The organism is Litoreibacter albidus (assembly GCF_900107015.1).
In the GTDB taxonomy this organism is placed as follows: domain Bacteria; phylum Pseudomonadota; class Alphaproteobacteria; order Rhodobacterales; family Rhodobacteraceae; genus Litoreibacter; species Litoreibacter albidus.
The window spans coordinates 189,903-203,138 of record NZ_FNOI01000003.1; the positions used below are offsets into that span (position 1 = coordinate 189,903).

Sequence of the window (13,236 nt, forward strand, 5' to 3'; positions counted from 1 at the left end):
CCACATGATCCGCCCGCCGTTCTATCTCAAGGAATTCGGCGCGGCGCTGATGAATGTCGGCTACTTTTCGTTGCCCGTTATCGGGCTGACGACGCTGTTCACCGGTGGCGCCTTGGCGTTGCAAATCTACGCAGGCGGCGCGCGCTTCAGCGCGGAGGCCGTGGTGCCACAGATCGTCGCCATCGGCATCGTGCGCGAACTTGGCCCCGTTATGGTCGGTCTGATGATCGCCGCGCGCGTGACCTCCTCCATCGCGGCGGAAATCGCCACCATGAAGGTGACGGAGCAGATCGACGCGCTTGTGACGCTGTCGACCCACCCGATGAAATACCTCACCGTGCCCCGCGTGCTGGCAGGCATCATCGTGGTCCCCGCGCTGGTCGCCGTCGGCAACATCATCGGCATCATGGGCGGCTGGGCCGTGGCGGTGGGCACGCTGGACTTTAACTCCGCCACCTACCTGCAGAACACCGCCGACTTCTTGGAGACCTCCGACATCATGACGTCGCTTGCCAAGGGCGCCGTCAACGGCGGCATCGCCACGCTGATGGGCTGCTACTACGGCATGAACTCCGGTCGAGGGGCAATGGGGGTGGGCAAAGCCACCAAAGGCTCCGTGGAGGCCGCAGCAGTGCTGATCCTTGCGGCAAACTTCATTCTGACGGGGATTTTCTTTACATCATGATCCGCTTGGAAAACGTCCACAAAGCCTTTGGCGACAACCGCGTTCTGCGCGGGGTCAACCTGCATATCCCCAAGGGCGAAAGCATGGTGATCATCGGCGGCTCCGGCACGGGCAAATCGATTGCGCTGAAGTCGGTGCTGGGGCTGGTGACGCCCGACAGCGGCACCATTCTGGTCGACGGCAAGGACGCGCGCAGCGGCGACAAAGACGCCTTTCTGGCGCGGTTTGGCATGCTGTTCCAAGGCGGCGCATTGTTCGACAGCCTGCCCGTCTGGCAAAACGTGGCCTTCCGCCTGATGCGCGGCTCCCTAAAGCGCCCCGCCGAGGAAGCCCGCGCTATTGCGGTGGAGAAACTGCGCCGCGTGGGCCTGAAACCCGATGTCGCGGACCGCTTTCCGGCAGAGCTGTCGGGCGGCATGCAAAAGCGCGTGGGGCTGGCCCGCGCCATCGCCGCAGAGCCGGAAATCATCTTCTTTGACGAGCCCACAACCGGCCTCGACCCGATCATGTCCGGCGTCATCAACGACCTGATCCGCGAGATAGTGGTGGAGATGGGCGCGACCGCCATGACCATCACCCACGACATGTCCTCGGTGCGTGCCATTGCCGATAAGGTGGCGATGCTGCACGACGGCGTCATCCAGTGGACAGGCCCTGTGGCCGATCTGGACAACTCCGGTGACCCCTACGTGGCGCAGTTCATTTCCGGCAGCGCGGACGGCCCGATCGAGGCCGTGCGCTAGGCCCCATTTACGCCATTGACCAGCCCGCAAAATACAGCATAACCTTCCGGCATTAAACAATATATTTTTGTCGAAGGATTCCCGTCGTGCCAACATTTCAAACCCTGTGGGACAACCACCCTGCGCGCACCAACGTGTGCGACGCCGCCATTTTCCGCAACCAATGCGCCATGCGCATGGGCGATGCGCTGACCAAAAGCGGCGTGAAAATCCCCATGAAGGGCTTGCGCACCTGTGTCGGCTACAACCGCAACCGCTTCAAAGACCACGCCCCTGGACACATCCGCGCGGCGCAGCAGTTGGCAAACGTTTTGAAAGAGCAGCCCACCCTGCTTGGCGCGCATGTCACCTGCAAAGTGATGACCGGCAGCATCAACGACAACATTGACACCTTCAAGAACAACAACGGCGTTGTGTTCATCATGAACGGCTGGGACCAGACCGACCACATCGACGTGTTCAATGGCACGTCGCTGGCGCTCAAGGGCGGGGCCGCAACCTATAGAAGTAAGGGGACGCAGGTATGGTTTTGGAAAATGACATGAGAGCTGTCGCTGCCGCTATCGCCCTGACCCTAAGTGCCAGCGCCGCGCAAGCGGACGCCTTGGTCACGACCGCCGAAGCCTACGGGCAAAGCTACAGCCTGATGGACGTAGACGGGCGCTGCGCCCTGTCGCTTGACGGCACCCAGCCCGCGTTGTTTCTGGCGATCCCTGCCCCTTGCGGTTTCCTCAGTCGTGATGGGGCTGAGGCGCAAATCGACACGCAGCACCCCGTAAAACAGATCGCAATCGTCGCGGGGCCACCCGTCGCCGCAGCGGCCATTGATTCCAAAAGCGGCGCCCAGCCAGAGCAGCTTTGCGCCCTGTCCGGCCAGCCCGTGATCATCGACGGGCAGCGCGTCACCCTCGGGGCCGCCGCGCTGGAGCCTTATCTGTTTTGCCACCACCTTGGGATGGACGATCTCTACTTCACCGATCTGATTGACCAGCTGGACTAACTAAGCACTGGATCGTTTCCCGCGCGGGAACAATCCACCACATACATCAAGATTTTGCGGCATGCCTCTGAAAGCATGCCATATTTTGGACAAAATTCCCCGTGGTCAATCGGCGGCTTTCCGCTACTATAAATTTACCTTTATTTAACCAGTACCTTTGGGGGGTGTCTGAGATGACTGGCGCAAACCAGACTTGGCTGCAACTCCAGCAGTTTTTTCAACGTGTGGCCCTCGTGGCTGTGGTTCTCTTCTCATGTGTTGTGATCGGCGCCACGCTGGCCGCCGCCGTGGGCTTGGCCCCTTGGCTCAGCTTCACTGCCAGCTACGGCGAAACCGTCGTGCCCTACGCGGGGATGATCACCCAGCTTTTCCTCGCGGCCTTGGCCGTATCGCTCTGCTTTTACCTGCCATCCAACCGCCGCATCCTGGAGCTGGAGAAGTCCCACCGCAGCTTCCACATGTCGATGGAGGACGTCGCCCGCGCCTATCTTGCCGCCCATAAGGCCGACAAAGAGGAGCTGTTCTCCCTCTCGTCGGAATTCGATTCCGTGCGCGAGCGGATCATGCATATGCGCGACCACCCTGACCTGCACACGCTGGAATCCTCCGTTTTGGAGGTTGCGGCGCAGATGAGCCACGAATCCCGTGACCTCGCCAAAATCTACTCCGACGAGAAGGTAGAGCGCGCCCGCACCTTCCTGCGTCAACGCCAGCGCGAAATCGAAGACTACCGCGAACAGATCGCCCTCGCCCAGCAGACCTGCGCCGACCTCAAGCGTTGGTCGCAACAGGTGAATGTGGAGGACAGCGTCGTCACTGCGCAGATGCAACGTCTTGAGGCTGATCTGGCCGAAATCCTGCCACTCATCGGTTACGAGATGGCCGACGCGCCGGAGCCAGAGAACGTGGTGCCCTTGCCGAAACCCAAAACCTCCGAGAAGAACGCCATCTGAGCCTTTGACCGCTTGAGGTTCACGGCAAAGCGCGGTTGAGTGCGCCTATGTTTTTGAAGATCGCAAACCTGTCGCTTCTGGTGCTGTTCCCCATCGCGTGGGCCGCGCCCTTGCTGAAGGCGGGGTTGCTGCCGTTCTTCTCTCTGTCTGAAATCTCCGTGCTGACCGGCATCCAGACGCTCTGGGCCAAGGATGTGCTGCTGGCGTTGGCCGTCACCTTCTTCGCGCTGGTAGCACCCTACCTGAAAACCGTGGGGCTGGCGCTGATCCACTTCCGCCTTGCCTCCCCGCGCCTGTTGCCTGCCATCACGCTGATGGGCAAGCTGGCGATGGCCGATATTTTCCTGATCGCGCTCTACATCGTGCTGGCGAAGGGCGTTGGCGTGGGGCGGGTGGAAACCGGATGGGGGCTATACCTGTTCACCGCTTGCGTCATCGCCTCGCTGGGCATGTCACTCATGAGTGCGCGCAAATGATGGAGGTTGCTGTCTCTCGCTTATATCATTGCGGCCTGTTTAACGTTTTTCGGTCTCATCCAAGCTGCGAGGTAGCACCATGCCGTTCCTAGCCATCCTGTCCGGCATTGCGATCGCTGCGCTGATTTTCTGCGCCCTGCTTTGGCAGGTCTACCGCGCCGTAACCACAACAGGCCTTTTGCGGTGGAACGCCGTTGGGCTGTGCTTGGGCACATTGGCGTTCATGGCGGCTGTCTCCCTACGAAGCGACGCGTTGTTTCTCCTTGGCACGGCCCTCAACCTGCTGCTGGCCCCCATCGCCATCTGGGCAGACCCGCGGTGGTCCAAACTATTGCCAGCGGTTCAGCTCGCGATGGCTTTGACAGTCATTTACCTATTATTTGTCAGTTCCAACTTGCCCACTGCCGCCGCCTGAGCGAAAACACCCGTCATGGCAAAACAACCCACGCACAAATGCACCGAATGCGGCGCCGCCCATTTCAAATGGTCCGGCCAATGTGACGCCTGTCAGGCGTGGAACTCCATCATTGAGGAAGCCCCGCTCACCACCGGCCCCGGCAAGAAATCCTTGGGCGCCATGCGGGGCAAGGCGTTGGAGCTGTCGGACCTGAACGCCAAGGACGACCCGCCCGCACGCACCGCGTCGGGCGTCGCCGAAATGGACCGCGTTTTAGGCGGCGGACTTGTGGAGGCCTCCGCCATCTTGGTGGGCGGTGACCCCGGCATCGGCAAATCCACGCTTTTGTTGCAAGTCGCCGCACGGTTCGCGCGCAACGGGATGCATGTGATCTATGTGTCCGGCGAGGAATCCGCCGAGCAAATTCGCATGCGTGCGGCCCGTCTGAAGCTGTCCCAAAGCCCCGTGCGCTTGGCCGCCGAGACCAATTTGCGCGACATCCTCACCACCTTGGACAAAGAGCGCCCGAAGCTGGTGATCATCGATTCCATTCAAACCATGTGGTCCGATCAGGTCGACAGCGCCCCCGGCTCCGTGTCGCAGGTCCGCGCCGCCTCCCATGAGTTGGTAAGTTTTGCCAAGCGCACCGGCACCGCGATTATCCTTGTGGGCCATGTCACCAAGGAGGGCGCGTTGGCCGGCCCGCGAGTGGTGGAGCATATGGTCGACACGGTTCTTTATTTCGAAGGGGAACGCGGGCACCAGTTCCGCGTGCTGCGTGCGGTCAAGAACCGCTTCGGCCCCGCCGACGAAATCGGCGTGTTCGAGATGACAGGTCGCGGCTTGGCCGAGGTCACCAACCCCTCCGCGCTGTTTCTGAGCGACCGCGACAAACCCGCCCCCGGCTCGGTGGTGTTTTCCGGCATCGAGGGCTCGCGCCCCGTGCTGACCGAAATCCAAGCGCTCGTATCGCCCTCCCCCAACCCGCAGGCGCGGCGCACGGTGGTGGGGCTTGATAGCCAGCGGCTGGCGACCATTCTGGCGGTGTTGGAATCACGCTGCGGCGTGCCTTTCGCGGGGCTGGATGTCTATTTGAACGTCGCGGGCGGCATGCGTGTGAACGAACCCGCCGCCGATCTGGCTGTTGCCGCCGCGCTACTTTCCGCCCGTGAGGACATATCTTTACCCGCGGAATCAGTGGTTTTTGGTGAAATTAGCCTGTCTGGTGCGTTAAGGCAGGTCACGCAGGCCGAAAACCGGTTGAAAGAGGCCTCCAAACTGGGGTTTACCTCCGCCATTGGTCCCGAGCAGAAAAAGCTGCCTCGGGTGGACGGAATGACACTGCGCACGATGCCAGACTTGGCGACATTCGTGCAGGAACTATTCGGCACCGATCCGGCGCCCTAGGAGAGAGACGAGATGGAAGGTTTTACGATTGTTGATGGCGTCGCCGCTGGGGTCATCGTTATCTCGGCGATCCTCGCCTATTCGCGCGGCATGGTGCGCGAGATTTTGTCCATCGTTGGCTGGGTTGCTGCCGCCGTCGTGGCCTTCATCTTTGCCCCGCAAGCCGTTCCGCTTGCAAAAGAAATTCCCTACCTCAACACCCTGATCGAGGGCTGCGAGCCCGCCACGATCACCGCCTTCGCGCTGGTCTTTGCCGTGGCGCTGGTCATCGTGTCGATCTTCACACCGATCCTGTCCGGCGCGGTGCAACGCTCCGTTCTTGGCGGGTTGGATCAGGGCTTGGGCTTCTTGTTCGGCGTGGCGCGCGGCGCGTTGCTGGTGATCGTGGCCTTCGTGATCTACGACCGCGTGGTCGCAGATCAGGCCATCCCGATGGTCGACGATTCGCGCACAGCCAAGGTTGTGGCGCAGATGTCGGACGGCGTGGACGATGTGATCCCCACCGACGCACCAGGCTGGATCGTCGGAACCTACGAAGACCTGATCAGCCATTGCACGGCGCCCGCAGGGCAATCTGACGCATAGCCACTTTCCATCAATAAACTTGCGTTAACTACCTAGTGCTATATCGCTAGTGGGAACCGCCCCCAGAGAGACGGACAGAGCAGTATGTTCCAAGACCGAGTAGCGCCAGAGGCGTTGACCCTTCCCGCAGATGCACCCGCAAAGGTGTGGATCCGCCATCTCGCGAAGTACCGCGACCCCAACCCCGCGCGATCCGGCTTTGAACTGGCCGTCACCTTGCTGCCGTTCCTTGGCATCTGGGCCGCTGCATGGGCGATGCTGTCGGTTAGCTATTGGCTGGCGGTGGCCCTTGCCTTGGTGAACGGGTTGTTCTTGGTCCGTATCTTCTGCATCCAGCATGACTGCGGGCACGGCTCCTTCTTTTCCAACTCCACCCTAAGCGACTGGGTTGGCCGCGCCTTGGGCATCCTGACCATCACCCCATATGACGTCTGGCGCCGCAGCCACGCCATCCACCACGGCGCTGCAGGCAACCTTGACGCGCGCGGCTTTGGCGACATCGACACGCTGACCGTGGAAGAATACAAGGCCCGCTCCGCATGGGGCCGCTTTAAATACCGCCTCTACCGCAACCCTGTGACCCTGTTCCTTGTTGGCCCCGCCTATGTGTTCTTCTTCGAGCAGCGTTTGCCAATCGGCTACATGACCAAGGGCGCGAAATACTGGCTGTCCGCGATGGGTACTAATGTCGGCATCGCGCTGATCTTGGGCGTTATCGTCTGGTTCGGCGGCATCATGCCCCTGCTGTTGGTCTTCATCCCGTCCACCATGATGGCGGCGGTTCTGGGCGTGTGGCTGTTCTACGTGCAGCACCAGTTCGAAGAAACGCATTGGGACCACAAAGAAGAATGGCAGGTTCACGAGGCCGCTTTGCACGGCTCCTCCCACTACGTGTTGCCACCTGTTCTGGCGTGGTTCTCTGCCAACATCGGCATCCACCACGTGCACCACCTGTATTCGCGTATCCCGTTCTACCGCCTGCCGGAGGTTCTTCGCGATCACCGCCAGTTGGCAGAAGCCAACCGCATGTCGATCAGCGAAAGCATCAAGACCGTCGGCCTGCAACTCTGGGACGAGAAGAGCCGCCGCCTGATGTCGTTCCGCGACGTCCACAAGATGTTCTCTTCGGCGAAGTAAACTACAAAAGCGGACGCATCTGTTTCAAGATCGCGTCCGCCCACATTGTGTAGGTCTCGGCAGACGGGTGAAACCCGTCCTTGGCCATCTGATCGGGCGCAAGATGCTCCGCCGCCTTCACGTGATAACACCCTTCCATCCCCTCCAGCATATGATGCAACGCGCGGTCCCAACGGCGCGCCTGCGCCGCCAGCACCCACCGCAGCGGGTTCGGCAGCAGCCAGAACGATGCCATCGGCGGCAATCCCGAGACGAGCACATAGCGGCAACCAAGCCGCCCTTGCAGCTCCGCGCATAGCGCGCGTTGCGCCCGCAACCATGGCCGCAGAAATGCGCCTTTGGTGATATCATTGACCCCAAGCGCCACGACGGCGACATCAAACGGCCCCGTCTCCTCCGCCTTGATCCGCCCGAGCGTTTGCACCGTCGTCGCGCCGCTGACGCCGTTCAGGCGCCACGTGACGGTGCGAGTATCTGCCAGAACCCGTGTCAGTTGCCCTGCCAAGGCATCGCGTTGATGGCCAACCCCCACCCCAGCGGCGGAGCTGTCACCGACGATAAGCAGCCGCAGGTCCGGCCCCTGCCCCACAGTCCCCGCCCTTGGGCCGTCCGGCTCCGGCAGCACCTGCGCCACTTTGCGCGCCCGCCACCCTTGCAGCGCCAAAACCGGCAGCAGCGCCAGCTTTAGGGCCGCGTCACGCATCGCGCCATGTGCCGGGGTCGATGCCGTCTAGCGTCCACGCCCCTATTTGCACGCGGATCAGCCGCAGGCACGGGTGGCCCACGGCGGCGCACATCCGGCGCACCTGACGGTTGCGCCCCTCGGTGATGGCGATCTTGAGCCAGCTGTCCGGCACCGTCTTGCGTACCCGCACGGGCGGGTCGCGGGGCCACAGCCACGCGGGCTGTGCCACGGCTTCGACCTTGGCGGGACGCGTGCGCCCGTCCTTGAGCACCACGCCCCCGCGCAGCGCGGCCAGCGCGGACGCGTCCGGCTCCCCCTCCACCTGCACCATGTAGGTTTTCTCTGCCTTGTACTTCGGGTGCGCGATCTTGGCTTGCAGCTTGCCGTCGTCCGTTAGAACCAGCAGCCCCTCGCTGTCGCGGTCCAGCCGCCCCGCGGCATAAACCTTGGGCACGTCAATGAAGTCGGACAGCGTGGCACGGGCCTGACCGTCGGTGAATTGCGACAAAACCCCGTGGGGTTTGTTGAAAAGGATGGTACGAGACATGCCCAAGTCATGCCACGCGGCCCTTCCGCTCGCAACGGGGCAATGGCCCGTGACTTCCCAGAACAAACCCCCTATCCAGTGTCATATTCCTGTATCGCGGATTCGGAGCGGCCCCAAATGACGCAAGCGGACCTTGACCAAAGTCCTGAGCCTTGGCTCACCAACCCATTTGACGATGATAAACTCAAAGAAGAATGCGGCGTGTTTGGCGTAATCGGAACGTCCGATGCTGCCAATTTTGTGGCACTCGGATTGCACGCCCTGCAACACCGTGGCCAAGAGGCAGGCGGCATCGTCTCCTACGACGCGGAGGCCGGCTTCCAGCAGGCCCGCCGCTTTGGCTACGTCCGTGACAACTTCACGTCCCACAAGGTGATGGAAACCCTGCCCGGCGATCTGTCGATCGGGCACGTGCGCTACTCCACTGCTGGCAACAAGGGCCAGACCGCGATCCGTGACGTGCAGCCCTTCTACGGCGACTTCTCGCTGGGTGGCGCGGCCATCGCGCATAACGGCAACATCACCAACGCCCTTGCCCTGCGCAAGGAACTGGTGGAGCGCGGCTCGATCTTCCAAAGCTCCTCCGACAGCGAATGTATCATCCACCTGATGGCCCGCTCCATGGGCCGCACCATCCCTGACCGCATGGAAGAAGCCCTGCGCAAGGTTGAGGGAGCGTTCTCCGTCGTTGCCATGACCCGCACCAAACTGATCGGTGTGCGTGACCCGCTGGGCGTGCGCCCGCTGGTGCTGGGCAAGGTCGGTGACGGCTATGCGCTATCGTCAGAGACATGCGCGCTTGATATCATCGGTGCCGAATTCGTGCGTGAAATCGAACCGGGCGAGATGGTGGTGATCACCAAGGACGGGGTCGCCAGCCATTATCCGTTCCGCCCCGCCAAATCACGGTTCTGCATCTTTGAGCATGTCTATTTCTCCCGCCCGGATTCGATCCTTGGCGGGCGTTCTGTTTATGAGACCCGCGAAAACATCGGCCGCGAGTTGGCCAAGGAAAACCCTGTGGAGGCCGATCTGGTCTGCCCTGTGCCGGATTCCGGCACCCCCGCCGCCATTGGATACAGCCTGGAGAGCGGCATCCCCTACGCGATGGGCATCATCCGCAACCAATATATGGGCCGCACGTTTATTGAGCCGACAGAGCAGATCCGCAACATGGGTGTGCGCCTGAAGCTGAACGTCAACCGCGCGCTGATCAAAGGCAAGCGGGTGATCTTGGTGGACGATAGCGTCGTGCGCGGCACCACATCACGCAAGATCAAGGAAATGATCCTTGATGCCGGTGCTGCCGAAGTTCACTTCCGCATTGCGTCGCCCCCGACTGCGTGGCCCTGCTTTTACGGCGTGGACACCCCGCAGCGTGAAAAACTGCTGGCAGCGACCATGTCGGAGGACGAAATGCGCGATCACTTGGGTGTTGATAGCCTCAAGTTCATCTCGCTCGACGGCCTTTACCGCGCCGTGGGTCAGGCCAATGGCCGCGACCCCAAGTCGCCGCAATACTGCGATGCGTGTTTCTCGGGCGACTACCCTGTGAAGCCGTCCGACCAGATCAATCAGGGGTTCGAGCTGAAAGCAGCGGAGTAGCAGCGCACGCCGCAGCTACCCCGCCTTAACGCATTCGGTTTAAACCCCGTCCTCGGATCCAGACTGAAAACAGTGACAGCACGCTTGGCGGCCTATCAACCCGTCCAAGCATCGCACCGTCACCGGTGACTTAGGCGGCAAGGGTGACCCCCTTGCCAGATGCGCCAGCGTTGTCTTGGTGTCGTGCGACCACATAGCTTTTCATGGCGGCCGCCTCTTTTATTTACCGATGAGACAAACAAAAAACGCCGCCCCCAGCATAGGGAGCGGCGCTTGAAATCGTGTTGTAAGGCGGGGATGACCCCGCCAAACGCTTAGGCTTTCTTGGTCAGGGCCTTCATGCCGCCAGCAACCAGCAGGGCCGCAATCACGGATTTAACCGCATCACCCAGCAGGAACGGGCTTACCCAATATGTCCAGATCGACGATGCGGAGGAGCCAACCCATTTGCCTTCAACCGCGAACAGCTCTGCGCCGAACATCGGCCAAGCAACGCCTGGGATGTACAAAACTGCGGAGGCCAGCAGCGCGCCGCCTGCCATTGCAAAGACGTTCTTGGAGCGCTCGGACACCAGACCGGCCACATAGGCCATCAGCACGAAGCCGAACAGGAAGCCAGCCGTCGGGCCAACCAATGGCAGCAGACCGAAGCCGCCGTTCGCGAAGACTGGCAAGCCAGCCGCGCCTTCAACAAGGTAGGCGATCACAGTCGCAGCGCCCAAGCGGGAGCCGAACGACAGGCCCACAAACAAGATGGCCAGCGTTTGCATGGTCAACGGGACGGGGAAAAAGGGCACGGAGATTTGCGCCGCAACCGCGATCAAGGCGGAGCCGCCAAGAACCAGCAGGGCTTTCTTCAAAAGCGTGTCGGTACCGAATGTGGCTTGTGTCAGAGTCATGGCTGTTCCTTCAGCGTTAATTCTTTGCCCTGTTTTCGGCAGCGCAGCATCGTTTGTCAAGCAATCAACGCTTGAAAAACAAGGCTCTCGGTGAAACATAGCCCCCTATGACAACCCCGATCCGCTACCGCCCCCATCACTTCCTCTGCTCGCTCGGCTTTGAGAATAAAGGCTACTCAGACGCCTTTATCGCTAACATGGCGGATATCGTCGTGGGCCGGTTGCGCGCGCCTGCGGGCGACGCCGAAATACTGCAAGTCACGGTGCAAGCCGACGACATTTGCGGCCCCTGCCCCAAACGGCGCGGCACGGGCTGCACCTCCCAAGCCAGAATTGACGCGCTTGACGCGGCCCATGCCGCCGCACTGGGCCTGAAAGACGGCGACCAGATCACATGGGGGGACGCATTGGAGCGGGTTAAAAGCCGTGTGGCCCCCGAAGACTTGAGCCAGATTTGCGAGGGCTGCGGATGGCTCGAGTACGGCATGTGCGCCGCCGCCGTGGCGCGGCTGCGTGACGCGGAACCCAACATCCCCCTTGATCCCGACGCACCACAGTGACACGAGAGGCCCCATGACAGATCAACCTTCAAAAATTGCGCTGGTCACCGGCGCGTCGCGCGGCCTTGGGGCCGCAATGGCCGAAAACCTTGGCCGTCGTGGATACCATGTGATCGCACTGGCGCGCACCGTGGGCGGGCTGGAAGAGCTGGACGACCGCATCACCGCTGAAGGCGGCAGCGCAACTTTGGTGCCCGTCGACATCAACGATGACGACGCCATGGCGCAGATCTGCCACTCCATCCACACCCGTTGGGGCCATGTGGACCTGCTGGTCCACGCCGCCATCCACGCCGCGCCGCTGGCGCCGATGGAACATGTCGACGCCAAAGACCTTGATAAAACCCTGGCCACCAACGTCCGCGCCACCGCACGGTTAATCCTGAACACCACGCCACTGCTGAAAGCCGCCGAGGCGGGTCACGCGGTGCTTTTCGATGATCCGGAGCAGGCAGATAAGTTCCACGGGGCTTATGGTCTCAGCAAAGCCGCGCAAATGCGCATGGCCGCCAGCTGGCGTGACGAGACCGCGAAATCGGGCCTGAGCATCCATGTGCTAACCCCCGCCCCCATGCCAACCGCGACCCGCGGGCGCTTCTACCCCGGCGAGGACCGCAGCACGCTTGCCGACTGCCACGCAGAGGCCGCGCGCCTGCTCGACCAATTGCCGCTCTGAGGCCGTAATCCTGCCAAAATGAGCGCCTAACTCTGGCCTCATGACAGCGCGCTCCCTTCCCCGCCTACTGGCGTTATCCATGGCTTTGCTCACGGCTCACTTACCCGCGCAAGCCAAAGACGCCACGCCGCATCAGGCATTGGATACCCCGTCCGAGGTGCTCCCTTGGCAGGCGGTCGGGCGTCTTGAATTGGGGCGGTCCGGATTTTGCACCGGCGCGCTGATCTCGCCCAAACTGGTGCTGACGGCCGCGCATTGCGTCTACGACAAACGCACCGGAGCATTGCGCGACGCGCAGCAAATCACCTTTCGCGCGGGCTACCGCCAAGGTCGCGCCGCCGCCACCCGCCGCGGCAAACGCTTTCGCGTGCACCCCGATTACGACTACGGCGGCGGCACCAACAGCTACGCCGAAATCGCCACCGATGTCGCGGTGATCGAGTTGGAACACCCGATCAACAACGCCGCCATCCGGCCCTTTCGCACGCACAGAAAGCCCTCCGCCAATGACCGCGTAATGGTGGTGTCCTACGCGCGCGGCCGCACCGAGGTGCCTGCGCTGGAGGATGGCTGCAAAATGACCCACGCCGCCGCCGATGTGCTGCACTACACCTGCGATATCGATTTCGGCTCCTCGGGCGCACCGGTCTTTGTGATGACCCATCAAGGCGCGCAAATCGCGTCTGTTATGTCTTCCACGGGCACGCGCGGGTCGCGCAAGGTGGCGCTCGGCGTGGCGATGGGGCCGTCCGTGGACCGTTTGATTCACCAGTTAAACACCTCCAACGCCAAATCGAAATTCGTTAAAGTCGGCGGGGCCACACGCGGCACGGGCGTCATCACCTCGCGCCTGCCACAGATCGGCAAGTGAACCTTTCCCC

17 protein-coding genes are annotated in these 13,236 nt (G+C 61.9%); 14 read left to right on the forward strand and 3 right to left on the reverse strand.

Going from position 1 to position 13,236, the window contains the following annotated elements:
- The first annotated feature begins 4 nt into the window (after positions 1 to 4).
- The 10 genes from BLW66_RS09325 to BLW66_RS09370 all read left to right on the forward strand — a co-directional run bounded on the left by BLW66_RS09325 (position 5) and on the right by BLW66_RS09370 (position 7,383).
- Positions 5 to 685 (forward strand): MlaE family ABC transporter permease, encoded by a 681-nt coding sequence (locus BLW66_RS09325; protein ID WP_394198608.1) that lies wholly within the window; start codon positions 5 to 7, stop codon positions 683 to 685.
- Positions 682 to 1,428, forward strand: coding sequence for an ABC transporter ATP-binding protein (locus BLW66_RS09330; protein ID WP_089946876.1), 747 nt, complete (start codon positions 682 to 684; stop codon positions 1,426 to 1,428). Before BLW66_RS09325 ends, BLW66_RS09330 begins: the two co-directional genes overlap by 4 nt.
- A gap of 86 nt (positions 1,429 to 1,514) precedes the next feature.
- Positions 1,515 to 1,973 (forward strand): T6SS effector amidase Tae4 family protein, encoded by a 459-nt coding sequence (locus tag BLW66_RS09335; protein WP_089946877.1) that lies wholly within the window; start codon positions 1,515 to 1,517, stop codon positions 1,971 to 1,973.
- Entirely contained in the window at positions 1,970 to 2,428 is a 459-nt protein-coding gene (locus BLW66_RS09340) for a hypothetical protein (RefSeq protein ID WP_139254556.1), read from the forward strand. Before BLW66_RS09335 ends, BLW66_RS09340 begins: the two co-directional genes overlap by 4 nt.
- A 173-nt stretch (positions 2,429 to 2,601) precedes the next feature.
- Positions 2,602 to 3,381 (forward strand): DNA repair protein, encoded by a 780-nt coding sequence (locus BLW66_RS09345; RefSeq protein ID WP_089946879.1) that lies wholly within the window; start codon positions 2,602 to 2,604, stop codon positions 3,379 to 3,381.
- A gap of 47 nt (positions 3,382 to 3,428) precedes the next feature.
- Entirely contained in the window at positions 3,429 to 3,857 is a 429-nt protein-coding gene (locus BLW66_RS09350; protein ID WP_089946880.1) for a paraquat-inducible protein A, read from the forward strand.
- 79 nt (positions 3,858 to 3,936) lie between these two features.
- Entirely contained in the window at positions 3,937 to 4,272 is a 336-nt protein-coding gene (locus BLW66_RS09355; RefSeq protein WP_089946881.1) for a hypothetical protein, read from the forward strand.
- A 15-nt stretch (positions 4,273 to 4,287) separates the two neighbouring features.
- Positions 4,288 to 5,661 carry a DNA repair protein RadA gene (radA, locus tag BLW66_RS09360; protein ID WP_089946882.1) on the forward strand — a complete coding sequence of 458 codons (1,374 nt, stop codon included), beginning with the start codon at positions 4,288 to 4,290 and terminating at the stop codon, positions 5,659 to 5,661.
- A 12-nt stretch (positions 5,662 to 5,673) separates the two neighbouring features.
- Positions 5,674 to 6,246 carry a CvpA family protein gene (locus tag BLW66_RS09365; protein ID WP_089946883.1) on the forward strand — a complete coding sequence of 191 codons (573 nt, stop codon included), beginning with the start codon at positions 5,674 to 5,676 and terminating at the stop codon, positions 6,244 to 6,246.
- A gap of 84 nt (positions 6,247 to 6,330) precedes the next feature.
- On the forward strand, positions 6,331 to 7,383 hold the full coding sequence (locus BLW66_RS09370; RefSeq protein WP_089946884.1) for a fatty acid desaturase: 1,053 nt from the start codon (positions 6,331 to 6,333) through the stop codon (positions 7,381 to 7,383).
- A gap of 1 nt (position 7,384) precedes the next feature.
- Here BLW66_RS09370 and BLW66_RS09375 read toward each other — a convergent pair whose 3' ends face one another.
- Together BLW66_RS09375 and BLW66_RS09380 are read right to left on the reverse strand one after the other, a co-directional pair.
- Positions 7,385 to 8,086, reverse strand: coding sequence for an SGNH/GDSL hydrolase family protein (locus BLW66_RS09375; RefSeq protein WP_089946885.1), 702 nt, complete (start codon positions 8,084 to 8,086; stop codon positions 7,385 to 7,387).
- Positions 8,079 to 8,615 (reverse strand): rRNA large subunit pseudouridine synthase E, encoded by a 537-nt coding sequence (locus tag BLW66_RS09380; RefSeq protein WP_089946886.1) that lies wholly within the window; start codon positions 8,613 to 8,615, stop codon positions 8,079 to 8,081. Before BLW66_RS09380 ends, BLW66_RS09375 begins: the two co-directional genes overlap by 8 nt.
- 117 nt (positions 8,616 to 8,732) lie before the next feature.
- On the opposite strand from BLW66_RS09380, the gene purF reads away from it, so the two are divergent.
- Entirely contained in the window at positions 8,733 to 10,220 is a 1,488-nt protein-coding gene (gene purF / locus BLW66_RS09385) for an amidophosphoribosyltransferase (RefSeq protein WP_089947086.1), read from the forward strand.
- Between the two features lie 314 nt (positions 10,221 to 10,534).
- Here the strand turns inward: purF and BLW66_RS09390 are convergent, their stop codons facing one another.
- Positions 10,535 to 11,119: a biotin transporter BioY gene (locus tag BLW66_RS09390; protein WP_089946887.1), complete on the reverse strand. Its 585-nt coding sequence runs from the start codon at positions 11,117 to 11,119 to the stop codon at positions 10,535 to 10,537.
- A gap of 107 nt (positions 11,120 to 11,226) precedes the next feature.
- Between BLW66_RS09390 and BLW66_RS09395 the strand changes: the two genes are divergently transcribed.
- Genes BLW66_RS09395 through BLW66_RS09405 form a run of 3 tightly spaced genes read left to right on the forward strand, consistent with a single transcriptional unit; the run spans position 11,227 to position 13,226 of the window.
- On the forward strand, positions 11,227 to 11,679 hold the full coding sequence (locus BLW66_RS09395; RefSeq protein WP_089946888.1) for a DUF1284 domain-containing protein: 453 nt from the start codon (positions 11,227 to 11,229) through the stop codon (positions 11,677 to 11,679).
- Between the two features lie 13 nt (positions 11,680 to 11,692).
- Positions 11,693 to 12,355, forward strand: coding sequence for an SDR family NAD(P)-dependent oxidoreductase (locus BLW66_RS09400; RefSeq protein ID WP_089946889.1), 663 nt, complete (start codon positions 11,693 to 11,695; stop codon positions 12,353 to 12,355).
- Positions 12,356 to 12,395: 40 nt separating this feature from the next.
- Positions 12,396 to 13,226, forward strand: a complete 831-nt coding sequence (locus BLW66_RS09405; RefSeq protein ID WP_089946890.1) for a trypsin-like serine peptidase — start codon at positions 12,396 to 12,398, stop codon at positions 13,224 to 13,226.
- The last annotated feature ends 10 nt before the right edge of the window (positions 13,227 to 13,236 follow it).